This window comes from Streptomyces sp. NPDC002788, from assembly GCF_053592115.1.
In genome coordinates this window covers 562689-587437 of the sequence record NZ_JBSFVB010000001.1, presented here as the reverse complement: position 1 = coordinate 587437, position 24749 = coordinate 562689, and the positions used below count along the sequence as shown (strand labels likewise).

At 71.1% G+C, this 24749-nt stretch carries 18 protein-coding genes and 4 pseudogenes; 9 read left to right on the top strand and 13 right to left on the bottom strand.

The window, feature by feature from the left end:
• Nucleotides 1–45 precede the first annotated feature (45 nt).
• Nucleotides 46–1119, top strand: a complete 1074-nt coding sequence (locus ACWD1U_RS02600; RefSeq protein WP_451103823.1) for a type I phosphomannose isomerase catalytic subunit — start codon at nt 46–48, stop codon at nt 1117–1119.
• Between the two features lie 115 nt (nt 1120–1234).
• Nucleotides 1235–1867, top strand: a complete 633-nt coding sequence (locus tag ACWD1U_RS02595) for a hypothetical protein (RefSeq protein WP_451103822.1) — start codon at nt 1235–1237, stop codon at nt 1865–1867.
• Between the two features lie 5 nt (nt 1868–1872).
• Here the strand turns inward: ACWD1U_RS02595 and ACWD1U_RS02590 are convergent, their stop codons facing one another.
• From ACWD1U_RS02590 to ACWD1U_RS02580, 3 genes and pseudogenes are all read right to left on the bottom strand, one after another.
• On the bottom strand, nt 1873–2475 hold the full coding sequence (locus ACWD1U_RS02590; RefSeq protein WP_451103970.1) for a DUF488 domain-containing protein: 603 nt from the start codon (nt 2473–2475) through the stop codon (nt 1873–1875).
• Nucleotides 2476–2586: 111 nt separating this feature from the next.
• Nucleotides 2587–2937: pseudogene (locus ACWD1U_RS02585) on the bottom strand (IS3 family transposase); the annotation flags it as partial.
• Nucleotides 2938–3035: 98 nt separating this feature from the next.
• A pseudogene (locus ACWD1U_RS02580) lies at nt 3036–3172 on the bottom strand (IS630 family transposase); the annotation flags it as partial.
• Between the two features lie 212 nt (nt 3173–3384).
• Between ACWD1U_RS02580 and ACWD1U_RS02575 the strand changes: the two are divergent.
• Entirely contained in the window at nt 3385–4116 is a 732-nt protein-coding gene (locus ACWD1U_RS02575) for an RNA polymerase sigma factor (RefSeq protein ID WP_451103969.1), read from the top strand.
• Nucleotides 4113–5042: a CU044_5270 family protein gene (locus ACWD1U_RS02570; protein WP_451103821.1), complete on the top strand. Its 930-nt coding sequence runs from the start codon at nt 4113–4115 to the stop codon at nt 5040–5042. The genes ACWD1U_RS02575 and ACWD1U_RS02570 overlap by 4 nt, the downstream gene beginning before the upstream one ends.
• A 381-nt stretch (nt 5043–5423) precedes the next feature.
• Here the strand turns inward: ACWD1U_RS02570 and ACWD1U_RS02565 are convergent, their stop codons facing one another.
• Nucleotides 5424–6923, bottom strand: coding sequence for a helix-turn-helix domain-containing protein (locus tag ACWD1U_RS02565; RefSeq protein ID WP_451103820.1), 1500 nt, complete (start codon nt 6921–6923; stop codon nt 5424–5426).
• 344 nt (nt 6924–7267) lie between these two features.
• Between ACWD1U_RS02565 and ACWD1U_RS02560 the strand changes: the two genes are divergently transcribed.
• Together ACWD1U_RS02560 and ACWD1U_RS02555 are read left to right on the top strand one after the other, a co-directional pair.
• Entirely contained in the window at nt 7268–7582 is a 315-nt protein-coding gene (locus tag ACWD1U_RS02560; protein WP_451103819.1) for a DUF4232 domain-containing protein, read from the top strand.
• Nucleotides 7576–7809 carry a hypothetical protein gene (locus tag ACWD1U_RS02555; protein WP_451103818.1) on the top strand — a complete coding sequence of 78 codons (234 nt, stop codon included), beginning with the start codon at nt 7576–7578 and terminating at the stop codon, nt 7807–7809. Before ACWD1U_RS02560 ends, ACWD1U_RS02555 begins: the two co-directional genes overlap by 7 nt.
• Before the next feature lie 38 nt (nt 7810–7847).
• Here ACWD1U_RS02555 and ACWD1U_RS02550 read toward each other — a convergent pair whose 3' ends face one another.
• From ACWD1U_RS02550 to ACWD1U_RS02540, 3 genes are all read right to left on the bottom strand, one after another.
• Complete coding sequence (locus ACWD1U_RS02550; protein ID WP_451103817.1) at nt 7848–9377, bottom strand: helix-turn-helix domain-containing protein; 1530 nt, start codon at nt 9375–9377, stop codon at nt 7848–7850.
• Nucleotides 9378–9461: 84 nt separating this feature from the next.
• Nucleotides 9462–9662, bottom strand: a complete 201-nt coding sequence (locus ACWD1U_RS02545; protein WP_010033921.1) for a DUF4236 domain-containing protein — start codon at nt 9660–9662, stop codon at nt 9462–9464.
• 514 nt (nt 9663–10176) lie between these two features.
• Nucleotides 10177–10908 carry a dienelactone hydrolase family protein gene (locus tag ACWD1U_RS02540; RefSeq protein ID WP_451103816.1) on the bottom strand — a complete coding sequence of 244 codons (732 nt, stop codon included), beginning with the start codon at nt 10906–10908 and terminating at the stop codon, nt 10177–10179.
• 838 nt (nt 10909–11746) lie between these two features.
• Between ACWD1U_RS02540 and ACWD1U_RS02535 the strand changes: the two genes are divergently transcribed.
• Nucleotides 11747–12637: an aminoglycoside phosphotransferase family protein gene (locus ACWD1U_RS02535; RefSeq protein ID WP_451103968.1), complete on the top strand. Its 891-nt coding sequence runs from the start codon at nt 11747–11749 to the stop codon at nt 12635–12637.
• 120 nt (nt 12638–12757) lie between these two features.
• Here ACWD1U_RS02535 and ACWD1U_RS02530 read toward each other — a convergent pair.
• Nucleotides 12758–12997 (bottom strand): annotated as a pseudogene (locus ACWD1U_RS02530) (TnsA-like heteromeric transposase endonuclease subunit); the annotation flags it as partial.
• Nucleotides 12998–13323: 326 nt separating this feature from the next.
• On the opposite strand from ACWD1U_RS02530, the gene ACWD1U_RS02525 reads away from it, so the two are divergent.
• Nucleotides 13324–16131, top strand: a complete 2808-nt coding sequence (locus tag ACWD1U_RS02525; protein ID WP_451103815.1) for an aconitate hydratase — start codon at nt 13324–13326, stop codon at nt 16129–16131.
• A 332-nt stretch (nt 16132–16463) separates the two neighbouring features.
• On the opposite strand, the gene ACWD1U_RS02520 is transcribed toward ACWD1U_RS02525, so the two are convergent.
• The 5 genes from ACWD1U_RS02520 to ACWD1U_RS02500 all read right to left on the bottom strand — a co-directional run bounded on the left by ACWD1U_RS02520 (nt 16464) and on the right by ACWD1U_RS02500 (nt 23960).
• Nucleotides 16464–17819 (bottom strand): ABC transporter substrate-binding protein, encoded by a 1356-nt coding sequence (locus ACWD1U_RS02520; RefSeq protein WP_451103814.1) that lies wholly within the window; start codon nt 17817–17819, stop codon nt 16464–16466.
• Nucleotides 17820–17880: 61 nt separating this feature from the next.
• Nucleotides 17881–19167, bottom strand: a complete 1287-nt coding sequence (locus tag ACWD1U_RS02515; protein ID WP_451103813.1) for a sugar ABC transporter permease — start codon at nt 19165–19167, stop codon at nt 17881–17883.
• Nucleotides 19158–19937: an ATP-binding cassette domain-containing protein gene (locus tag ACWD1U_RS02510; protein ID WP_451103812.1), complete on the bottom strand. Its 780-nt coding sequence runs from the start codon at nt 19935–19937 to the stop codon at nt 19158–19160. Before ACWD1U_RS02510 ends, ACWD1U_RS02515 begins: the two co-directional genes overlap by 10 nt.
• A gap of 10 nt (nt 19938–19947) precedes the next feature.
• Nucleotides 19948–21033, bottom strand: a complete 1086-nt coding sequence (locus ACWD1U_RS02505) for a sugar ABC transporter substrate-binding protein (RefSeq protein WP_451103811.1) — start codon at nt 21031–21033, stop codon at nt 19948–19950.
• The gene (locus ACWD1U_RS02500) at nt 21030–23960 is read right to left on the bottom strand and encodes a SpoIIE family protein phosphatase (protein WP_451103810.1); all 2931 of its coding nucleotides are present in this window, start codon (nt 23958–23960) and stop codon (nt 21030–21032) included. Before ACWD1U_RS02500 ends, ACWD1U_RS02505 begins: the two co-directional genes overlap by 4 nt.
• A 553-nt stretch (nt 23961–24513) precedes the next feature.
• Here ACWD1U_RS02500 and ACWD1U_RS02495 point away from each other — a divergent pair.
• Nucleotides 24514–24639: pseudogene (locus ACWD1U_RS02495) on the top strand (dihydropteroate synthase); the annotation flags it as partial.
• Nucleotides 24640–24749: the final 110 nt, after the last annotated feature.

The following is a 24749-nucleotide window of genomic DNA, read 5'->3' as shown; positions in this document are numbered from 1 at the left end:
AGGGGTACCCCGGCCGAAACCGGCACCGATCCGCAGAGGAGGGACGTGGACTGGCATCCGCTGCGGCTCACCACCCCCGTCAAGCAGCACGTCTTCGGCGGGCGGGCCATCGCCGAGCGGCTGGGCCGCACCGGCCTGCCCGACGGCCCGGTCGCCGAGACCTGGGAGGTCAGCGACGTCGAGGGCGAGGCCTCGACCGTCCTCGAGGGCCCCCTGGCCGGGCGCACCCTGGGGCAGATCACGGCCGACCATCCCGAGGAGCTGCTGGGCCCCCGGCTCGACCCCGGCCCCCGCTTCCCGCTGCTCACCAAGTTCATCGACGGCAGGGGCCCGCTCCCGGTCCATCTGCACGCCGACGACGCCACCGCCCGGCGCCTGGAGGGCCAGCCCAACGGCAAGACCGAGGCCTGGCACGTCCTGGACGCCGCCCCGGGAGCCACCGCCCTGGTCGGCGTACGCCCCGGCGTCGACCGCGACACCCTGCACCGCGCGCTGCTCGCGCAGGACTTCGACGCGGTCATGCGCCGCCTGCCGGTCCGCGCCGGGCAGACGGTCTACGTCCCCGGCGGCACCCTGCACAGCTTCGGCCCGGGCACGCTCGTCTACGAGATCGAGCAGACCTCCGACATCCAGCAGCACGCCATGCGCAGCCACATGGAGGACGGCTCACCCGTCCCCGACCCGGAGTGGCACGCCAACCTCGGCCGTCTGCTCGACGAGTGGCGCCCTGACCCCAGGCCCGCGTTCCACCCGGGCCTGAGCATCCGCGAGGACGACGGACCGGAGCGCACCGTCCTCTGCGCCGGCCCGCACTTCGCCCTCGAACGCCGCACCTCCGGCGCGGCGACGCCCCTGGTGCACCGCTTCTCCACCGCGCGGATCCTCACCAACGCGGGCGCCCCGGTCAGCGTCACCGCCGGCCCCTGGACCGGCCGCCTGGACCGTGCCCGCACCCTTCTCCTCCCCGCCGCCCTCGGCGAGGTCCGAATCCAGGGCCCCGCCGACGTCCTCATCGGCTACGTTCCCGACCTGGACCGTGACATCCGCGCCCCACTCCTCGCCGCCGGCCACGGCCCGGCCGCCATCGCCGCCCTCGGTGAGGGGCTCGACCCGCGGTAGCCCGCCGGTGACATTCGGGACGGATCCGTAGCGGGGCCCCAGGGCAACGGAAGCCGCCAGTGACGGGTCGTAGGAGAAGCAAGGGCAGAAGCCCGCGCATCCGACAGGGGGAACCATGGGGGAGACCATGCAGATCCGCACCCGAGGCATCCGCACCACCGTGGCCGCGCTGGCGGCCGTGGCCGGTGTCGCCGCAGCCGCCGTCCCGGCCGTAGCCGTCACCGCGCCGGCCTCCGGCACACCCCGGTTCCTGGAGCCGGCCGACCTGCCGCCGCACCCCACCTCGCCCTGGTACGCCGGCCCGGTCACCGCCGGTCAGCCGGACCCGCTGCCGGTCTGCGTCGGCGAGGCGCTGCCCTCCACGACCACCCACCGCTCCTACTGGACCGAGTTCGACACCAGCGCCCGGCAGATCACTGTCGTGGAGCGCGACGAGAGCCGCGCCAAGGACTTCGCGGCACTGCTGCGCAAGGACATCGCCGGCTGCGCGAGGAAGCTCATGGAGCAGGACCCGGACCTGACGGCGACCCAGAAGACCTACGGCCGCCTCGACGTCGAGGAGGGCGCCCACGTCTACGGCCTCCACACCGCCTCGGCCTGGGGCTCCTCCGACATCGGCCTCTTCTCGGTCGGCCGCGACGGCCGCACCGTCACGGTCGTCCTGTGGGGTCGGATGGGCACCTTCCGGCACGCCCAGGTCGCGGACTTCAAGGCCACCACCGTCAAGGCGGTGAACAAGCTGTACTGACGGACTCAGGCACCGGCCTGCCCCGCGCCCCCGTCATGGCCGTCGTACACGAGCAGCCCGTCGTCGCGCAGCCGTACGCCGGGTGTCGGCGTATGGGTGCGCAGACGCCCGTCGTGCATGAGGTGGTGAACCGGTACGCCGCGGGCGAGCACCGCGAAGTCGGCGATCAGACGGCGGTGGCAGCGCCACCAGACCGCCTCGCTGCACATCACGGCGGTGCGGGCGTCCGCGGCCTCGCGCAGCACCCGGTCCATCGCGGCGACGAACTCGGGGGAGCGGGTGTGGGCGGCGTATCCGCGGAAGGAGGAGTTGCGCCAGACGACGTCCGGGCTGTCCGGGGGCAGGGGGCGGAACCCGCCGAGGGCGGGTTCCCACCGGTAGCCGATGCCGCTGCCCGGCAGCCACTCGGCGAGCCGCTCCCGCAACAGGTCGGGGTCGCGGCGGCTGCCGGGAGCGGTCCGTACGTCCACGACGGTCGTGACACCGGCGCGGCGCAGCAGCTCGGTGATCCGCTCCCGGCCGGCGGTGCTGTGCCCGAAGGTCAGCAGAAGCGCGTCCACAGTGTCGGTCTTTCCCGTTCGGGCGGGCGCACACCTCGGCCGCGCCATCGGGTCGGATGTCCCGGAAGAGACCAGCGGACGCGGTGACCTGCCGCTATGTATTCGCTGCCCCCGATCGTTGTCCGGCCGGGTCAACGCTTTCCGTCGGCGCGGCGGCTTGCGACCCCGCAGGCCGAGCTCGGCCATGATATCGGCGACGGTGTTCTCGGAGACCTGCCGGCCCTCCTCCCACAGGTCCATCGGGACCCTCGGTGCCCCGCCACGCCTTTCCGGAACTGTCGAAGAAGTAGCCGCGAGCGCGGGCGACCCGGCTGCAGGGTGGTCTCCTTCACCCCAGGTCCTTGGCCTCGGTGACGACCCGCCCGGCCCCCTGGCGGAACTCCGCGTCCTTCCATTCGAGTTCCAGTCGAGGCCCCCAAGATGCTTGATCCCGACTGACGGCAGAACATCGAGGACCCCAAGCGCATCACGGTCGCGAAGAAGCTCGCCGGCAAGCAGGCGGCCTGACACCGCCGGTGGCCCAGGTCGTCACGCGCGACGCGTCGTCGGAACTCTGGGAAGGGCTTCCGGCGGCGCGAGGTGACGGGTGACGGTGAGAAGCCAGGCCGACCGTGGAAGTAGCGCACTCCGTGGATGCGGTGGAAGGTGGCCGGGTGCCGGTCGGGCCTGCTCCGGCCCAGCAGGTCCCGGCGGCCGGGCGGATGCCGAGCGAGCCGAACTCGTCGAAGGCGAAGGTGCGGTCCGGGCGCTTGGGCCAGCCGACGGAATTCGCTGACCTGCTGAAACGCGGCCTCTTCGGCGTGGGGTTCCCGCGCAGGAGCGTGGAGTTTCCCGTTGAACCGCGTGCGGGAGTGCCTGTTCTCCGTCGTCCTTGACAGCTGGGCGACGTACTGGGGCTCGCACACTGGTGTGAGCAGCGTCACGGAGATGCCTGGTGCCGGGCGGACAGAGGTGGGTGTGGAAATTTCTCTGCGCGCCCGGATACGGGCCGGTGATCCGCAGGCGTTCGCCCAGCTCTTCCGCGCCCACGCACAGGCGGTGTACAGCCATGCGGCTCGGATGACCGGGGACCGGAACACGGCGGAGGACGTCGTGTCACTGACGTTCCTGGAGGCGTGGCGGCTGCGGGAGAAGCTGAAACCCGACGCCGAGTGGCCCGATCAGGGTGAGGGCGAAGGTGACGGACTGCGCGCCTGGCTGTTCGGCGTGGCCACCAACGTTCTGCGCAACACGCGGCGGGCCGCCCGGCGCCACGCGGCCGCCCTCGCGCGGCTGCCGGGCCGGGCGGCTGATCACGAGACGGTGCCCGACTTCGCCGACGCGCTGGTCGGCCGCATGGAGGACGCGGACCGGCTGGCGGCCGCCCGTGCGGCCCTGGACCGGCTGAGCAGACGCGAGCGGGAGGTGTTCGCGCTGTGCGTCTGGTCGGAACTGAGCTATGCGGCCGCCGCCGAGGCCCTCGACGTGCCGGTCAGCACCGTACGGTCCCGGCTGTCCCGCGCCCGGCAGCGGCTGCGCCGCCTGGCGGAGGCCGAACTCGCCCGCCGCACCAGCGCGTCCGCAAAGCCCCCGGCACCACCGACTCCGACAGCCGAAAACGAAACGAGATCCCCCCGCGGCAGCGGACAGGAACGGGGTGGCCGCACCGACGCGGTCCGGTCGACACAGGCACAGGAGAATCGCCGATGAAGCCCGCAGAAAGCGAAGAACTGGCCCGGCTGCTGCCGAGCCCGGGTGACCCGGTCCTGCCGAGCGACCGTCTGTCGCAACTGGAGGACCACCTGATGCAGGAGATCACCCGTCAAGCCGCCCCGCACACACGTGTCACACCCCCGGCACCGCGCGCAGCCCATCGCCCCCGGCGGCGGCTCGCCCTGATCGCCGTTCCGCTGGGCACCGCCGCCGCACTCGTCGCGACCGTCCTCGCGCTCGGCGTGAGCGGCGGGACCGAACGCCCGGCCACCGACAAGGAGGCTGTGAACCTCTTGAACCGTATCGCCACGGTCGCCGCCGCGAAGAACACCACCCAGGTCCGCGACGACCAGTACGTCTACACGCAGACCCAAGGCACCCAGCAGGTCATGGACCAGGGCGAGGACACCTTCCGCCGCTCCGACTGGCACACCGTCGACGGCAGCCGGGACGGACTGGCCCGGATCACCGTCCTCTCCGGCCCCTCCGACCCCTCCGGCCAGGGGACCTACGACATGAAGCTCGAGGCCGACCCGAACGCCACCACCTACCGCGAACTCCAGGCTCTGCCCACCGACCCCGACAAGCTGTACCAGCAGGTCTGGGCCGCCACCGAAGGCCAGGGCCCGACGCACGAGGAAGCGGCCCTGGAGAAGATCGGCACCATGCTGCCGGGCGCCATCCTGCTGCCCCAGGTGGACGCGGCCCTCTACCGTGCCGCCGCCAGGATTCCGGGCGTCACCGTCGTCGACAACGCCGAGGACGCAGCCGGCCGCCCCGGCGTCGGCCTGACCTTCGGCGACGGCGACGACCGCCAGGTATGGGTCTTCGACAGGAACAGCCTCAACTACCTCGGCTCCGACGAGGTTGCCCTGCTCAAGGTCGGCGTCGTCGACAAAATTGGCGAAACCCCGGCCGACTGAGGCCCCGTAAGGCGGCGCCGGCACCAGACGACCCGGCGCCGCTTGGGCTCCCCTCCTGCGCATGCCTCCCCAGTCCGTGGAACTCACCGCGGCGCAAGCGCCGACGAACCGCAGGGCGCGTCCAGCTCGCTGACGCCGTCCCGTGCCTTCCGTCACTGTGGGAGCCACATGTCGTCGATCCCCTGCTTGTTGAGGGCGTACTCGATCCGGTCCAGCTCGGCGTCCTTGTCCGGGTCAGTGGACTCCAGAATTGCCAACCCATCCGGACCAAGCCGGCGCAGTCACCCGAAGCGAAACAGGGAGGCTGGTACGCGGTGGGCCGGCCGGACTTCTGAAGTCCGGCCGTCCCACCGGCATTTTCGGTGATGTGTGCGGGGACGGCTACCGCTGCTGCTCCTGCTCGATCCACTCGGTGCGGCCGGGGACGTGACCGTAAAGTGGGCGGCCCGTCATGGACGTGGTGTGGAAGGGCTTTTCGCCGTCCCTGATCTCTATCGTTCCCTGGCGGCCGCCGCTGCTCCACTGCAGCTCCAGGTACCACTTCACGTCACGGGTGTCGGTGTGGGAGGTGATGTGCAGCACCTCGGGGTCGGATTGGCTGACCTTGTAGGGGAAGCCGCGCTGGCCCCCCTTCGGCTTCACAGTGGGCCGTGCCGCGTCGAGGTCCAGCCCGAACTCCCGTGGTTCCACCCCTCCGCCGCAGCCCACCCCCATCACGTACGCGGTCCAGGGCAAAGGCACGTTCGAGCCGACCACGCGGACGTGCAGCGACTCGATGACGACGGCTTTGTCCCCGGTGCCCTGGACGGTCACCGACACACGATGCCTGCCGGCGGAGACGGCACCGACGTCGCTCGCCCACTTCGGGGCGTCCCGGATCGTGGGCGGTGGCAGGGGGACCTGGGCGGGGAGGCGGTCGACCAGGTAGAACGTCCCGCAGTAATCCTCCCAGTCGTGGGCGCGGGCGCTCACCGTCAGCGGCACGGGTCCATCCTCCGGGGCGGCATCCGGTGGGCTGTCCGGGGCCGCGGCGGCAGCACCGCCGCTCACCGACGCCGACGGCTTCGCGCTTGGCGTCTTCGAGGCGGACGAGCGGCTCGGCCGCGCTGAGGGGGACTTCGACGGGGACGCCGACCCGGGCGATGCCGAGGGAGCGGTGGACAGGGTGACGGCGCCCTCCGGTCGGACGTCTGCCGAGTCCTCGCCACGGTCCGGGTTCATGATGATGGCTGTGGACAAAGCGACCACGGCCACGGTGCTCGCGGCGACCACGGCCCCCCGCTTACGGAAGCCGAAGCGGCGCAGCACCGAGCCCTGAGTGCGGACCTCCACTTCCGGTGGCAACGCGGAACCGGGTGCGGGCACGCTCTCGGGCGTGGGCCCGGGCCCGGATACGGACGCCGGTACCGCTGCCGCTGCCGCTGCCGCCCCGGGCTCCGGCACGGCCGCCGACTCGCGACCGGCCGCCGGTCGCGCCGCGGGCCCGGCTGCGCGTTCGGGAGCACGCTCCGGCTCGGAGCCGGGTTCGGGTGCCCGGTGCTCCCGCGCGGAGCCGGGTTCAGGCGCGCGCTCCTGGCCCGCGGCCGCCGGCGTCCTTTCCGCCCGGCCCGCCGCGGCTTGCCGTGAGCGTTCCCGTGCCGCGTCCGCCATGACCCATCGACGGTGCAGCTCGACCACTTCCTCCGGGGTCGCCTTGCACACCCGCGCGAAACGCGAGACCGACGCGTAGTCGGCCGGCACCCCCTCCCCCTTGCAGTAGCGGTGCAGCGTCGACGTGCTCATGTGCGCCCGCTTGGCCAGGGCTTCGTAGCTCAGCCCCGAACGTTGCTTCAACGCGCGTAGAAGCGCGGCGAAATCAGCTGTCTCCTCAGCCGCCCCCACCAGTCCTCCATCTCGTTCGGCGTCCCGCGAAGGGACGTTCCCCCTGTTCAAAGCCGGTGCCGGCGTCCCAGCGTTCCAAAGGTCAGCTTGGAATGGGACGGAGCGTGGCACAGGCTTTGGCCATCGAAGCACGCCGCTCCGCCCGACGCGGTGACGGCGCTCTCAACTTCGTTTTTCGGGCGCGTATCTGACCTGAAAGCAGTCGGTCGCACAGTTGCGAGAACCGGCACCCGGCCGGGCAGCGGTCCGCAACCCACGCGGCGCACCAAGCAGGACCGAACGGCACCCATCAATCAGAAGATCGCCTTCCAACCATGAGAAACCCACAGAAAGCAGTGCATTCCATGCGTATCGCAAACCGCTTCCCCACCCGCGTGGCCGCCTCCTCCGTGGTCGTCGCCGCTGTCGCGCTCGCCGGTGTCCAGACCGCCTCCGCCGCCATCCCGAAGAAGGCCGCCTCGATCGTCGACTGCACCACGGCGAACACGAAACTGACCGTCGAGGAGGTAGTCCGACCCATCAACCACCTGCTGCTCACGGCCACCAACACCGGCACCAAGCCCTGCAACCTCGACGGCGCGCCCTACCTGGCCGCCGGCGAGGGTGCCCAGGCCCCCCCGTCCCGTGGCTGGAGTCCAGCCGCCCTCAGGCTGTGGTGACGCTGGCTCCCGGAGCGTCCGGGTACGCCGCCGTCGGGACCAGCGGCCCCGACGGTTACGAGGGCTACACCGCCAAGACCCTGGGCGTGACCTTCTCCAGCAAGAAGCTGAACGGCTCGATCGGCAAGGGCATCACGCTGAAGCTCCCCAACGGCGGCGTGTACTTCAACAGCTCCAACTACGTCACCTACTGGCAGAGCGACGTGCAGGACGCGCTGATCCACTGAGCCACCCGGCGTCCCGCGGCACCGGCGGCATCCGCGGTTCAGATGTCCCGGAAGATCTCGATCTGCGCCCCGATCGAGTTCAGCCGCTCCGCCAGGTCCTCGTAGCCCCGGTTGATGACATACACGTTGCGCAGCACCGACGTGCCCTCGGCCGCCATCATCGCGAGCAGGACGACCACCGCGGGGCGCAGGGCCGGTGGGCACATCATCTCGGCGGCGCGCCAGCGGGTCGGGCCCTCGACCAGGACGCGGTGGGGGTCCAGCAGCTGGAGCCGGCCGCCGAGGCGGTTCAGGTCGGTCAGGTAGATCGCGCGGTTGTCGTAGACCCAGTCGTGGATGAGGGTCTTGCCCTGCGCGACCGCCGCGATGGCCGCGAAGAAGGGGACGTTGTCGATGTTCAGGCCGGGGAACGGCATGGGGTGGATCTTGTCGATCGGCGCCTCCAGCTTGGAGGGCCGGACGGTGAGGTCCACCAGCCGGGTGCGGCCGTTGTCGGCGAAGTACTCGGGCGTGCGGTCGTGGTCGAGGCCCATCTCCTCGAGCACGGCCAGCTCGATCTCCAGGAACTCGATCGGCACCCGACGCACCGTCAGCTCCGACTCGGTGACGACGGCCGCCGCGACCAGGCTCATCGCCTCGACCGGGTCCTCGGAGGGGGAGTAGTCCACGTCGACGTCGACGGTCGGCACGCCGTGCACGGTGAGCGTGGTCGTGCCGATGCCGTCGACCTTGACGCCGAGGGCCTCCAGGAAGAAGCACAGGTCCTGGACCATGTAGTTCGACGAGGCGTTGCGGATGACGGTGATGCCGTCGTGCCGGGCGGCCGCCAGCAGCGCGTTCTCGGTCACCGTGTCGCCGCGCTCGGTCAGCACGATCGGACGGTCCGGGCGGACCGAGCGGTCCACCACCGCGTGGTACTGGCCCTCGGTGGCTGCGATGTCGAGACCGAACCGGCGCAGCGCGATCATGTGGGGCTCGACCGTGCGGGTACCGAGGTCGCAGCCGCCGGCGTACGGCAGCATGAAGCGGTCCATGCGGTGCAGCAGAGGGCCGAGGAACATGATGATCGAGCGGGTGCGGCGGGCCGCGTCCGCGTCGATCGCCGCGAGGTCCAGCTCGGCCGACGGCACGATCTCCAGGTCCACACCGTCGTTGATCCACCGGGTGCGCACCCCGATGGAGCCGAGCACCTCGAGGAGGCGGTACACCTCCTCGATGCGGGCGACGCGACGCAGCACCGTGCGCCCCTGGTTGAGCAGTGAGGCGCACAGCAGCGCCACGCACGCGTTCTTGCTGGTCTTCACGTCGATGGCACCGGACAGTCGGCGGCCGCCGACGACGCGCAGGTGCATCGGGCCGGCGTAGCCGAGCGACACGATCTCGCTGTCGAGGGCCTCCCCGATGCGCGCGATCATCTCAAGGCTGATGTTCTGATTGCCGCGCTCGATCCGGTTGACGGCGCTCTGACTGGTGCCGAGCGCCTCCGCCAGCTGCGACTGAGTCCAGCCCCGGTGCTGCCGGGCGTCACGGATGAGCTTGCCGATGCGTACGAGGTAGTCGTCTGCCATGTGGTTGAGGTTATCTCAGATATGAGATGGCACCTGCCCGGGGGGTCCGTTCGGGTGACGCGGCGTCAATCCTGCCCGGCGGCCTCAGTGGCGCCGCGCCGTCCGGGTGCGCCGCCACCCGAAAGGTCCGGGCAGATCCATCGATGTCGTACGACGTCCCGTGCTGCTGCGCGTGTGGCGCGGGCCGTTCTTTCCGCCGCCGGTGGTGATGGACCAGGAGCGCTTGTTGATGTTCAGTCGCACTCCGGGAAGGATCCGGAAACTCTTGCGGAACGTGAGGGGCATTCAGGGCCTCCTTCCGGTGTTCACCGGGCTTCCCCGGTTCCGTTCGGTTACCCCGAGTTCGTCCACTGATGGCAGAACGGGAGGCGTCGTCTCGTCGCACCCACGGCACCGCGAGCGCTCCCCGCTCCGCCCGACCGCCCTGGGGAGCGAAGGTGGCCTGTATCCACGGCCGGCCGGTATCGGGACGGCGTCGCCGAGGTGCCGGAAAGTCCGGACCGCTCTCGCTCAGCGAATTGGTCGCCACAGATGCCGCTGACCTGTCTGGACTGGATCGGCTGAGGAAGCCGTCACGGCCTGGGACGTCCCGTTCGGCGGGACGGCCCGGCGGCGACGGCGAGCAACTCCGCGGCGCCGAGCGAGAGCATTCGGACGAAGTCCGGCTGCTCGACGGCCATCCGGCGTTCGTTGGCCGGGCGGGCCGGCCACGTCGACATCGGTGTGGCCCGCCGGGCCTTCTGCCGGTCGCAGTCGTGTGCTTCAGCTCTGGTTTCCGAGCCGGAGCCTCAGCTGCTGGCTAATGAGTCAGTGCGCCGTCGAGAAGCGGGAGCAGGCGGTCCCAGTGGCGCTGCAGTCCGGCGGGGTCGAAGGCGTCGGTGTCGGACATGGTGAACCCGTGGAGGGTGCCGGGGTAGATCTCGGAGGTGTAGTCGACCTTCGCGGCGTCCAGGGACCGGTTGAGCTCGCCCAGAGCCTCGGGCGTCAGGTCGCTTTCGGCATGGCCCAAGTGGATCTGGGCGGTGATCTTTGCGAAGGTCTCGGGCCCGTCGGCACCCACGGGGCCGTGGAACGCGGCGACTGCGGCCACCTGGCCGGAGTGGGCCGCGGTGGTGCGCATCGCCAGGAGGCCGCCTATGCAGTAGCCGGTCACCGCGACCGGTCCGGCGGCGACCTCGGGCTGGGTGGTGAGGAACCTGAGGTAGGCGTCGGCGTCGCTCAGTGCGCGTTCGGCGGTGTGCGCCTCGATCAGGGGCATCAGTTGGGCCATGAGCGTGGGCCGGACCTCTTCTCCGATGTGCTCGGGAAGTTCGATCAGTGGTGCCGGGCCGTGCCGGTAGAAGAGGTTGGGGACCAGCACGTAGTACCCGTGACCGGCCAGTTCGCAGGCCATCTCCCGCAGCACAGGCCGGATGCCGAAGCCGTCCGCGTACATCAGCACCGCCGGGTGACGCTCGCCGTGGTCGGGGAGGGCGGCGAAGGCGTCCGCGTGGCCGTCCGCGGTGGGGATCTGCAGTGTCTTGGTGGGCATGAGGTCTCCTCCTGTCGTGGTTGATGTGTCGAGCCTGTGATCAACACGACGGAGGCGGAGCCCGTGCAGCGGCGCGGGATCCCCGTTCGAAGGGCGGGCCCGAACCGGCCCGAACGGCGCTCAGAAGGGCACCGGGTCACCCATCAGTGTGTGGCGCGATGCCGTCCCGGTATTCATGGCCGGACAGCCTAGCCCACCGGGCAGAGGTGTCTGCTTCGCGGCGGTGGCAAGGCGGGTCGGGGCTGCCGTTTCGCGGCGTAACGCTGAGGGCGGCGCGAGCGGACGTAGGGGCGGAGGTCCCGTCGCCCGCCGGCCCGCGAAGTGACGCTCGCCACGAGGCCGGCGAAACGGCCGCACCGGCGCGGCGTCCTCGGGCCGGGCCGACACCCGATCCAGCAGCGGACGGCGTTGCCGCTCGCGTACCGCGTCCACGCGAGCTCGACGTACGGCTCCACCGGATCCACTCAGCAGGTACGGCAAACCCGGCACCCCCGGTAGGGCTGGGTCCGCCGAGTGGACGCCGCTGTGGGATGAGAGCGGTCAGCGACGACTGTCCTTTGACTTCGAAGTTAGTCGGTTGCGAGGCTTTGACCTCGAGCGACTAGGTTCGATGGCAAACGATCGCTCTCGGTGGGTGCCTCTCGTGTTCCGTCTCAAGTGATCTGGTCCAAAGCCGCGGCTGTGACCTGGGGCGGCCAGAACGGTTGAGACACCTGGGTGGCCGAAAAAATCTCAGTTGATCTGGAACCTGGCGCCTGAATACTGGCTGTCGTCTCAGTTGATCTGGACCGCTTCCGTCGTTTCGAACCGGCTAGTGGAAGGGCCTGCGAGATTGACCATGCACGATGACCAAGTGGATGTGACCACCGACATCGTCGCGACCTTGATCCAAGAACAGTTCCCTCAGTGGAGCGGCAAGGCGATCCAACTCCTGTCGTCGACCGGGACAGTCCACGCCATCTTCCGCATCGGGGATGACCTCTCCGCGCGTTTCCCGCTGCGTCTGACCGATGCCGCTCAGGCGCTGGCGGTTCTGGAAAGGGAAGCCCAGGCGAGCGCGGAGCTGGCACAGGTGTCTCGGTTCCCCGTTCCGGAACCCGTCGCCCTGGGAAAGCCTGGAGCGGGTTACCCCATGCCGTGGTCGGTCCAGACATGGCTGCCGGGAACGGTCGCCTTTGATGCCGACCCGAGTGGGTCGGACGCTTTCGCCGAGGATCTTGCGGCCTTCATCGCAGCCCTGCGGGACGCCGAGACGTGGGGGCGGCGTTTCAGCGGCGAGAACCGTGGCGGCGTTCTCGCTCACCACGACGATTGGATGGCGCAGTGCTTCGAGGAGAGTAAGGGGCTGCTCGACGTGCCCCGGCTGCGCCAGGTGTGGAGCCACCTCCGGGAGTTGCCACGCACGGCTGCCGACGTGATGAGCCATGGTGACTTGATTCCCGGCAACGTACTGGTCACGGGAGACCGGCTCAGCGGCGTACTCGACACCGGCGGCTTCGGCCCGGCCGACCCCGCGCTGGATCTGGTCAGCGCCTGGCACCTGTTGCAACCGGGCCCACGGGAAGTGCTCCGGCGGGGACTGGCCTGCGACGATCTGGAGTGGGAGCGCGGCAAGGCATGGGCCTTCGAACAGGCGATGGGTCTCGTCTGGTACTACGTCGAGAGCAATCCGACGATGAGCAGAATGGGGCGCCGGACACTCGACCGCATTCTGGAGTCGACGAAGTGATGTCGCCCCGATCGTAGGCCGTGGCAGAGACGATCGCTTGCCGCCCCCAACCGACACAGCACCAACGTGAACAGATCTACTGAGACCAGACATCTCGTCTCGACTCAGCATCTTTTCCTCCGGAACGCCGACCCGCTCGAAGTCCCACCCCGCCTGACGGCAGGCCCGGCGCGTCACCTCGAACGCCTCCGCGTCCCTCGGCCCGATCCGCTCATCAGCGCGGACATCCACAACCACCGCCGAACCGTCCACGCGGCGCACGAAGGAGTCCGGAGCATGCCGACGCTCACGCTCACCGTCGTGCCAGTTCAGCCAGAACGGCCGCGAGGTGATCCCCACCACCCCGGGATCGAAATCCATCATGACTCCGCAAGATCCACCCCGCCCGGTACGGCCACCCAGCACCCCCAGTACGTCCCCTCGTACGACTGGGTTCGCCGGCAAGGAAGCCAGAACGACTTGGTTCGCTGTCAAACGCCTGGATCGGATGACAGCGGACAACGATTCCGGGCATGACCAACCGGCTCGGGTGTACTAGAGTTATCTCGACATCGAGATATCTGCCGAGGAGCACCGCAGCGCACGTCGCCATCGGGTCCCACGGTAAGGCTTGCCTAACTTAGCCTTACCTTAGCGGATCGGTCGAGAGGCCGTGGCGGCAGGATCGTGGTGGTACGCGCACATCAATGAAGGAGACTGTCGTGTCGGCGAACAGCTTCGACGCCCGCAGCACGCTGCAGGTGGGCGACGAGTCGTACGAGATCTTCCGGCTGGACAAGGTGGAGGGCTCGGCCCGCCTCCCCTACAGCCTCAAGGTCCTGCTGGAGAACCTGCTCCGCACCGAGGACGGCGCGAACATCACCGCCGACCACATCCGTGCCCTCGGTGGATGGGACTCGCAGGCCCAGCCCAGCCAGGAGATCCAGTTCACGCCGGCCCGCGTGATCATGCAGGACTTCACCGGCGTGCCCTGCGTCGTGGACCTCGCGACCATGCGTGAGGCCGTCAAGGAGCTGGGCGGCGACCCGGCGAAGATCAACCCGCTGGCCCCGGCCGAGCTGGTCATCGACCACTCCGTCATCGCCGACAAGTTCGGCACCAACGAGGCCTTCGCGCAGAACGTCGAGCTGGAGTACGGCCGCAACAGGGAGCGCTACCAGTTCCTGCGCTGGGGCCAGACCGCCTTCGACGAGTTCAAGGTCGTCCCGCCCGGCACCGGCATCGTCCACCAGGTGAACATCGAGCACCTGGCCCGCACGGTCATGGTCCGTAACGGCCAGGCCTACCCCGACACCCTCGTCGGCACCGACTCGCACACCACCATGGTCAACGGCCTGGGCGTTCTCGGCTGGGGCGTCGGCGGCATCGAGGCCGAGGCGGCCATGCTCGGCCAGCCGGTCTCCATGCTCATCCCGCGTGTCGTCGGCTTCAAGCTCACCGGCGAGCTCACCCCAGGCACCACGGCCACCGACCTGGTGCTCACCATCACCGAGATGCTGCGCAAGCACGGCGTCGTCGGCAAGTTCGTCGAGTTCTACGGCGAGGGCGTGGCGGCCACCAGCCTCGCCAACCGCGCCACCATCGGCAACATGTCGCCGGAGTTCGGCTCCACCGCCGCGATCTTCCCGATCGACGACGAGACCATCAAGTACCTGAAGCTCACCGGCCGCTCCGAGCAGCAGCTCGCGCTGGTCGAGGCGTACGCCAAGGAGCAGGGCCTCTGGCTGGACCCGAAGGCCGAGCCGGACTTCTCCGAGAAGCTGGAGCTCGACCTGTCGACGGTCGTCCCCTCCATCGCCGGCCCGAAGCGCCCGCAGGACCGCATCGTCCTCGCCGAGGCCGCCCAGCAGTTCGCGAAGGACGTCCTCAACTACGTCGAGGCGCCCGTCGCCCAGCAGACCGCCGCCTCCCCGGTCGACGAGGCGAGCGCCGAGTCCTTCCCGGCCTCCGACGCCCCCGCCTACGGCAACCAGGAGAACGGCGCCGGCGCGCCGCAGCACGCCGAGGGCACCGGTGCCGCCGTCCCGTCGAACCCGGTCACCGTCACCGCCCCCGACGGCTCGACCTACGAGATCGACCACGGCGCCGTGACCGTCGCGGCCATCACCTCCTGCACCAACACCTCCAACCCGTACGTCATGGTCGCCGCCGCCCTGGTGGCCAAGAAGGCGGTGGAGAAGGGCCTGACCCGCAAGCCGTGGGTCAAGACCACCCTCGCGCCGGGCTCCAAGGTCGTCACCGACTACTTCGACAAGGCGGGCCTGACCCCGTACCTCGACAAGGTCGGCTTCAACCTCGTCGGCTACGGCTGCACCACCTGCATCGGCAACTCCGGCCCGCTGCCGGAGGAGGTCTCCAAGGCCGTCAACGACAACGACCTCGCCGTCACCTCGGTCCTCTCCGGCAACCGCAACTTCGAGGGCCGTATCAACCCCGACGTCAAGATGAACTACCTGGCGTCCCCGCCGCTGGTCGTCGCCTACGCCCTCGCGGGCTCCATGAAGGTGGACATCACCAAGGACGCCCTGGGCACCGACCAGGACGGCAACCCGGTCTTCCTGAAGGACATCTGGCCGACCGAGGCCGAGGTCAACGACGTCGTCGCCAACGCCATCGGCGAGGACATGTTCTCCAAGTCCTACAGCGACGTGTTCGCGGGCGACGCCCAGTGGCAGGCGCTGCCGATCCCGACCGGCAACACCTTCGAGTGGGACGCCGAGTCCACCTACGTGCGCAAGCCCCCGTACTTCGAGGGCATGACGATGGAGACCACCCCGGTCTCCGACATCTCCGGCGCCCGCGTCCTCGCCAAGCTCGGCGACTCGGTCACCACCGACCACATCTCCCCGGCCGGCGCCATCAAGGCCGACACCCCGGCGGGCAAGTACCTCACCGAGCACGGCGTCGAGCGCCGCGACTTCAACAGCTACGGCTCCCGCCGCGGCAACCACGAGGTCATGATCCGCGGTACGTTCGCCAACATCCGCCTGCGCAACCAGATCGCGCCGGGCACCGAGGGCGGCTACACGCGTGACTTCACGCAGGACGGCGGCCCGGTCTCCTTCATCTACGACGCCTCGCAGAACTACCAGGCCGCCGGCATCCCGCTGGTCGTCCTGGCCGGCAAGGAGTACGGCTCCGGTTCGTCCCGCGACTGGGCGGCCAAGGGCACCGCGCTCCTCGGCGTCAAGGCCGTCATCGCCGAGTCCTACGAGCGCATCCACCGCTCGAACCTCATCGGCATGGGCGTCCTGCCGCTGCAGTTCCCGGAGGGCCGGTCCGCCGAGTCCCTCGGCCTGTCCGGTGAGGAAACCTTCTCCATCTCCGGCGTCACCGAGCTCAACGACGGCACCACCCCGCGCACGGTGAAGGTCACCACCGACACCGGCGTCGAGTTCGACGCGGTCGTCCGCATCGACACCCCGGGTGAGGCTGACTACTACCGCAACGGCGGCATCATGCAGTACGTGCTGCGCAGCCTGATCCGCAAGTAAGCGGAGCGGCACGGCGGTTCGAAGGCCGCGTTCCCGGGTGACCGGGGGCGCGGCCCCGCGCCGTTCGGCGCGCGGACGGCGCCGGGGCCCGGCCTCAACACCGGGTTCTCCCGGCGGACGGGGACACGATCGGTACGTGCCCGGCACCCTGAAGCCCCCAGCGGCCGTATCCGAGCCCGGTCCTCCGCCGGCTCGTCGGGACCGGCGGAGGACGGCAGGTGATGACGTGCCGTCCGCCCGCCGGATACCGGAGATGAGGAAGCGCCGTCCGCCCGCCGGATACCGCAGATGATCACGCGCGGCTCCCCGAGGAGCGGTGAGTGACCGTCGGCTCACTCGTCCCGGTACTTCGCCGCCGCGGCGTGCGCGAGGTCCTGCGCCTTGTCCAGGGCGGCGTCCACCGACTGCTGCCCGGCGATCGCCGCGGCGATCTGCTCGGAGACCGCCGTACCCAGCACCGCGAACTCGGGAATGCTGAGGAAGCCGATGCCGGAGTAGGGGCGCGGGCCGACGCCGGGGTTCTTCGGATCGGCGGAGTCCGTCGCCGCCGTGTACTCCTGCCGGTACCAGGCGCCGGCCGCCTGCTGGTACTCGGGGTTGTCGTAGAGCGACCTGCGGTTCCCGGCGGGTGCCGAGGTCCAGCCCACCTCCTGGCCGACCTGCGCCTGGTACTCCTTGGAGGAGGCCCAGGAGATGAACTCCCAGGCGGCGTCCTTCTTGTCGGAGGCCTGCTGGATACCCCACGCCCAGGTCCACAGCCAGCCGGCCTTCTCGGTTTTGTGGTGCGGGGCCGGGACGTAGCCCACCTTGCCCTTGACCGAGGAACCGTCGGCCTCGATCGACGAGGCCAGCGACGTGGCGTCGTACATCATGGCGCACTCGCCCGCGACGAAGCTGTCGAGGATCTCCATCACGCCCATCCGCTCGGCGCCGGGCTGCCCGTGCGAGCGGAGCAGGTCGACGTAGAACCGGACGGCCTCCTTGAACTCCGGTGAGGTCAGACGGGCGTTCCAGTCCATGTCGTACCAGGCGCCGCCGAAGGTGTTGACGACCGTGTTGATCGGGGCGAGGTTCTGGCCCCAGCCGGGCAGGCCGCGCAGGCAGATGCCGCTCGCGCCGTCGGTGCCGTCGACCCGGGCGGCGAGATCGGCGACCTGCTTCCACGTCGGGTTCGCGGGCATCGTCAGCCCGTCCTTGTGGAAGAGGTCCTTGCGGTACATCAGGAAGGAACCCTCGCCGTAGAACGGCTCGGCGTAGAGCTTGCCCTCCTCCCCGGTCAGCGACGCCACCAGGTTCGGGAAGACGTCGTCCTGGTCGAAGTCCTCGTCCGCCGCCACATAGGAGTCCAGGGGGGCGAGCCAGCCGTTGTCCGCGTAGATCGGCACCTCGTACGCGCTGACGCTCGCGACGTCGTAGTTCCCGGCCTGCGTCGCGAACTCGCGGTTCATCCGGTCCCGGCCCTCGTTCTCCGGCAGCAGCGTGTAGTCGACCGTGATGCCGGTCTCCACCGTGAAGTGCTCCTTGGTGAGCCTCTTGAGGGTCTGCATCTGGGGCGCGTCCACCGCGAGCACACTCAGGTCGGCCTGATCCGTGCCGCCGGGCGGATCGGTGTCACCGCATCCGGCGGCGGCCAGACCCGCGGCGACCGTCGCGGCCACGGCCCATTTGGCGAGGCGGCTCCGTGTCATGGCATTCCGGCCCCTACCCGCCTTTGCCGGATCTTAGACATATCTAGACAAAAGGAATGGATCAGGGGAGGCCTCGCCCGGCCTGAGCCCGTCTGGAGAGCGCGTCGGCGGCTACGGCGGCCAGCAGCACGCCTCCCGTGATCATGAACTGCACGGCGTCCTCGACCCCGAGCAGCCCCATGCCCGAGGCGATCGACTGGATGACCAGCACCCCCAATAGCACCGACCAGGGCGAACCCCGCCCGCCGAACAGACTCGTCCCGCCGATCACGGCCGCCGCGATCGCGTTGATCAGCAGCATCCCGGAACCGGCGGCACGGGCCGTCGTGGGGCTCGCCGAGGTCAGCCCCGACGCCACGAACAGCCCGCCCACCGCGGCCAGCGTCCCCGACACCATGAACATCGCGACCCGCACCCGCTCCACCCCGATGCCCGCCCGCCGCGCCGCCTCGACCCCGCCGCCCAGCGCGTACACCCGCCGCCCGTAGCGGGTGCGGCGCAGCACGTAGTCCGAGACGACCAGCACCACCAGGAAGATCAGCAGCGCGAGCGGCAGCCCCTGGAAACGGTTGAGGGTGTGCGCCGCAGCGAAGGCGACCACCGCGAGGAGAGCGGTGCGCAGCCAGATCTCGCCCTCCGGCTGGTACGGCATCCCGGCGGCCCGGTGCCGGCTCCGCCTGCGCCGGGCGGCCAGGAAGTACCCGGCCGTGCCGAGCGCCGCGACCGCGTACGCCACGATGTCGTCACCGAAGTGCCGGCTGGTCAGGGAGGCGACCAGCCCCTCCTCGTCGATGTTGATCGTGCCGCTCGCGCCCAGCAGGTCGAGCGTCAGGCCGTTCCACACCAGCAGCCCCGCGAGCGTCACCACGAACGCGGGAACGCCGAGCCAGGCGAAGAAGACCCCGTGGAAGGCGCCCACGGCCATGCCGGCGGCCACCGCCACGATCACCGCGAGCCACTCCGGCACCCCGTGGTTCACGTTCAGGACGGCGAACGCGGCCCCCGCCAGACCGCTGACCGAGCCGACCGACAGATCGATCTCCCGGATCAGCAGCACGAACACGATGCCGACGGCGACCAGACCGGTCCCGACGATGTCCACGCCGATGTTGGACAGGTTGCGCGGCGAGAGGAACTTGTCGTCCAGCGCCTGGAAGACGGCCCAGATCACGATCAGCCCGGCGATGACCAGGAGCGGCCCGCGCTCGCCGTCCCGCACACTGCCGCGGACGTCCGAGGCGTACTCCCGCAGGTTGTCCTGCCAGCCGCGGGTACGCGCTTCCCGGCCGGCCGTGACGGGCCCGGTCCCCCCGCCGTCCCGGTGCGGCCCGCCGCGGCTCACGGCCATGCCTCCTCGCCGCCCTTCGAGCGATGGGCCACCGCGTTGTCCGCCGCCCCGGTGACCGAGGAGATGATCTGTTCCTGCGTCACCGTGCTCACGTCGAACAGACCGTTGTTGCGGCCCAGTCGCAGCACGGCGACCCGGTCCGCGACGGCCTTGATGTCCCCCATGTTGTGACTGATCAGGATGATCGCCATCCCGCGGTCGCGCACCTCCTCGATGAGGTCGAGCAGGTGGCTGGTCTGCTCCACCCCCAGGGCCGCGGTCGGCTCGTCGAGCAGCAGGACCTTGGGCGCGCCCAAGAGCGAGCGGGAGATCGCGACGGCCTGCCGCTGCCCGGCGGACAGCGCCGCCACGGGCATCCGCACATCCGGGACACGGATCGACAGCGCGCGCATCAGATCACGGGCACGGCGCTCCATCTCCACCTCGTCGAGGATGCCCACCCGGTCGATCTCCCGGCCGAGGAACAGATTCCCCACGACATCCAGGTTGTCGCACATGGCGACGTCCTGGTACACGGTCGCGATGCCCAAGGCGTGGGCGTCGTGCGGGCGCTTGATCTGCACCAGGCGCCCCTCCCACTCGATGACGCCCCGGTCGGCCGGGCTGACCCCGGAGACCACCTTCACCAGCGTGGATTTGCCGGCTCCGTTGTCACCCGCGAGGGCCACGACCTCACCGGCCCGGACCCGCAGGTTCACGTCCACGAGCGCCTGGACGCCGCCGAACCGCTTGGAGATGCCGCGCAACGCCAGCACGGGCGGATGAGCCACGGGGACCACCTCACTCACCGGTGAGTCCGATCCGGTCGCAGGCGGGCCGGAGCTTCGGGATGCAGATCTGGTCGATCGTGTAGACACCGTCCCGGACGAGCGTCCGGCCGATGTCGTCCCGCGTCACCGGGATCGGGCTGAGCAGCAACGCAGGCACGTCCCGGGTCGTGGGACTGTCCACCGTCGTCGTGACGAGGGCGTCCAGATCGTTGCCGCGCGCCAGGGCGACGGCCATCGCGGCGGCCGCGTCGGTCTCTTGCCGGAAGGGCTTGTAGACGGTCATGTACTGCTCGCCCTTGACGATGCGCCGCACCGCGTCGAGGTCGGCGTCCTGGCCGGTGACCGGGGGCAGCGGCGAGATCCGGGCGCTCTTCAGCGCCGCGATGACACCGGCGGCGATGGAGTCGTTGGCCGCGAGCACCCCGTCGATCCGGCTCGGGCCCAGGGTGCTGATCGCGGCGGACATGTGGTCGTGGGCGTTCTCCGTGCGCCAGCCGAGGGTGTCGTACGACTTGAGGATCCGGACCCGGCCCTCGAGGACGGACCTGGCCCCGCCCTCGTACCAGGCGGCGTTGGGGCTGGAGGGGTCGCCGTTCACCAGGACGGCACCGCCGCCGTCGGCCCTCGCTCCCATGCCCTTCAGGAGCGCCTCGCCCTGGAGCCGGCCGACCTGGCCGCCGTCGAAGCTGACGAACCCCGAGATCGGGCCCTCGGCGAGCCGGTCGTAGGCGATGACCGGAATGCCCTCGCGCTGCGCCGCCCGGACCGAGGAGCGCAGGGCCTTGGGGTCGACGACGTCCAGGATCAGCACCGAGGCGCCCCGGGTGATCATGGAGTTCATCTGCTGGCGCTGGCTCGCCGCGTCGTTCTCGGCGTTGGCGTACATCACAGCGCATTCGGCGCACAGCTCCTTGACCCGCTTCTCGATCATGGGCTTGTCGGAATGCTCCCAGCGCGGCACCGCACGGCTCGGCAGCAGCAGTCCGACGGTGAGACGCTCCCCGCCGTCCCCGCCGTCGTCGGTGCACCCGGGGAGGGACAGCGCCAGCACGGCCGCCAGCAGGACGACAGCCGCACGCCACGTACGTCCTCTCATGGCGGACCTCCCTCGCCGGACCGCCACCGGCCCCGGCCGAGCCCCCGGTTCCGGGCGTTGTCGGGGTTCCGGTCCCGTCCTCTGTTCCGGTCCCGGTCCTTGTCCGGTTCCCGGTCTCCGCTCCGATCGGCGTCCTGATACCGGTCCCGGTCCGCCTCCCGCTGCCGGACCCTGTTCCGGTCCCGGATCCGGCCCACGCCCCAGCCCCTGCCACGGCTCCGGTCGGGGGCCCGCTCCTTCTCGGGCTCGGGCTCCGGTTCCGCCTGCGGGTCGGGTTCCGGCGCCGGCTCCGGCCGGGACACGACGATCTCGCTCCACACCTGCTTGCCGCCACCGATCGGCACCGAGCCCCAGGCCGCCGACATGGCCTCGACGAGGAAGAGCCCCCGGCCGCCCGTCGACTCCCAGTCCACGACCACCGGCTTGGCCGGTGCGCGCGGCGAGGAGTCGCTCACGGTCACCCGCAGCCGGTCCGCCGCCAGGGTCAGGTCCACACGGACCGCGCCCTGCGTGTGCACCAGCGCGTTGGTGACCAGCTCCGACACCACCAGCAGGACGGTGTCGGCCTCGTCCACGACGTCCCACGACCGCAGCGTGCGCGCACTGAACCGGCGGGCGTGCATCACCGCGTCCGGCAGCCGCCACACCACCCAGCCCGCCCGCACCGGCCGTACCCGCATCCCGTCGTAGCGCAGCAGCAGCAACGCCACGTCGTCCTCCCGGCGACCCTCCTCGCCGAGCAGTTCGTCGGCCATCCGCCCCGCGTCGGCGGGATCGGCCGCGGCGAGCGCCTCCCGAACGAGCCGCATGCCCTCGTCCAGATGCAGATCCGCCGACTCGACCAGGCCGTCCGTCACCAGCGCGAGCACGGAACCCGGGGCCAGCGCCAGCGCCGTCAGCGGGAACTCCGCGTCGGCGAGGACGCCCAGCGGAAGCCCGCCCTCGACCGCGATCTCCTCGGTGCCGCCGTCGGGATACCGCACCAGCGGGGCCAGATGGCCGGCCCGCACGAACAGCGCGTTGCCCTCCTCCATGTCCAGCTCGACATAGCAGCACGTGGCGAACAGGTCGGTCTCCATGCCGACGAGCAGCCGGTTGGCGTGCGCGACGACCACGTCCGGCGGATGGCCCTCGACGGCGTAGGCCCGGACCGCGGTACGCATCTGGCCCATGATCGTCGCGGCGGCGGCGCTGTGCCCCTGAACGTCCCCGATGACCAGGGCCACCTTCCCCTCCGACAGGGCGATCACGTCGTACCAGTCGCCGCCCACCTGCAGGCCCCGCCGGGCGGGCAGGTAGCGGGCCACGGCGATGCCGCCGGGCAGCCGGGGGAGGCGGCGGGGCAGCAGGCTGCGCTGGAGCATCGTCGCGAGTTCCTGCTCGGCGTCGTAGGCGTGCGCGCGCTTCAGCGCCTGCCCCACCAGCCCCGCGGTCGCGGTCAGCAGGGCCCGCTCCTCGGGGGCGAACTCGTGCGGGGTGTCCCAGCCGACCAGGCACACCCCGGCCACCCGGCTCTTGGCGGGCAGCGGCAGCACCGCGAGACCGCCGGGGCCGATGCCCGCGAGGCCCGGTTCCAGCGCGGCGCCCGCCGGCCACAGGCTCATCCGCCCGTCCCGCAGCGCGGCGTGGAGCGTGGGCAGGGCGCTGACCGGTGCGTCCGGCCACTCCGAGCGCCACTCGGAACGCCACAACTCCGGCCAGGCGCCCGGACCCGGCGGGTCGAGCACCGTGACCGCCAGCCGGTCGTCCAGCAGCTCGGCGAGTGCGACCCGGTCGGCTCCCAGCGGCTCGCGCAGCGCGGCGACGACCACCCGGCTGACGTCCCGCACCGTCGTCGCGTCGTCGAGCGCGGCCGTCAGCCACTGGATGCGGGCGACGTCGCTGGCGCCGCGGCGCAGCACGGGCGCCGCGCTCACCACACCGAGCACGCGCTCCGGAAGGCCCTCCGGCCCCTTCAGCACACGGCAGTCCAGGCGCAGCCAGCACAGTTCACCGGTGGGCCGGCGGATACGGAACTCCAGCTCACGGCGCCCCGGGGCCTGCGCGGACGGTTCGATGACCGACAGCAGTGCGGGCACGTCCTCCGGGACGCTGCAGGAGAGCAGGGTGTCGGTCTTGCCGTCGAAACCGTCCTCGGGGATGCCGACGAGTTCGAGCAGGGTCGTGTCCGTCTCGACCAGCCCGGTGCCGGGCGTGAGGGCGAAGGAGCCGACCCCCATCGCCCGCAGGGCGGAATCCAGCAGGGGCAAGGGCGCCGACCGGTCGGCCTCGCCCCGCAGCCGCCCGGCGACCGCCTCGGCATACCGCTCCAGGAACTCCCGCTGCTCAACCCCGAAACCCTCCCCGGCCTCTCCCACCACGACCAGACACCCCAGCCACCCACCCGCCGCCCCGAGCGGCAGCGCCCCGACCGGAGCGGCGGCGGCTCCGCCTTCTCCGGCGGCGGCGAGCACCGCGCCGTCGAGCCAGCGGGGCCGCCCGCGCAGGTAGGCCTCGGCGATTGCGGATGCGCTGTTTGTCCTGGCCGATGCGGCAGGGGGTGCCGGGGTGGGGGCGCTCGGGTGCGAGGCGGGTGCGGGAGGGGCGCCGGGGGCCGGAGCGGAGCCGTCCCCGAGCCCGGCCGCCGCCCCACCGTCCCTCGGCGGCGACGTGCCCTGCCGCGGCTCTTCGACCTCGGGCGAGCCCTCCGGGACCCGTACGCGGCCCGGCAGCCCGTACCGCTCCGGTTCGCCCCCGGACGACTCCACCACCCGGAGTTCCGCCCCGTCCTCGCTCCGTACGTACACCGCCGCCAGCGCCACCCCGGCGAAGGCCAGGACGCGCTCCCTCGCGGCGAGCTCCGGCGTGGGGCGAGGCGGACCGGTGCCCCCGTTCCCGGGCGCCCGAAGACCGGGGGCCGCGGCCAGGGCATCGCCGTCATGGGGCATCTCCGCATCCACCTCCCGTCCGTGCCGCGGCCACCGGCAGGTGGGAGTCCCGGGACCCGGGCGACGCCGACGCGGGCACAGGACCGGCGGCGCCGGGGCACGCCTCCCACGGCGGAGCCACGCCGCACACGAGCGGCAGGGCACCCACACCTCAGAATCGCACACCTGGATAACAGCGACATATGGGGCGGACGGGCCGACTCGGCCAGTACGTCCGCAGCCTCGGCTCGGCCCCTCGCCCCCTCGACCCCTGGCTCGGGCGACCGGCGCATTTCCGATCACACACCCGGCACCCCGGGCCGCCGCCCCCCGTGCGGCCGCGCCGCATGTCCACCACGCGGATCGAGATCACACCGGCACCGGTCCGGGACCTCCTGCGCGGCCAGCACCCGACCCCGGCCGATCAGCCGGTGCTGCTCGGCCCGCGCGGCTGCGACAACCGGCTCTGGCGGCCCGGCGACGACCTCGCCGTCAGGCTGCCGGGGCGACACGGTCCGCGGACGCGTTACCGCGCAAGGAACACGCCTGACCGTCCGCCCTCGCCGGGCACCTGGAGGAGGTCCGGCGGACGATCGGGTTCGTGGCGGAGGTGCGGCGGCGGTTCCCGGACGTGATCATCAGCGTGGACACGTGGCGGGCCGAGGTCGGCCATGCCCTGTGCGAGGCCGGGGCAGATCTGCCACCCCTCCAGGTCCCGGTCCCGCGGCGCCTCGACCCTCCGCCGCCCCGGTGGCTGGGCCCTCCTGCGCACTCTCGCCTGCCTCCTCATCGGCGAAGCAGGCTCCACAA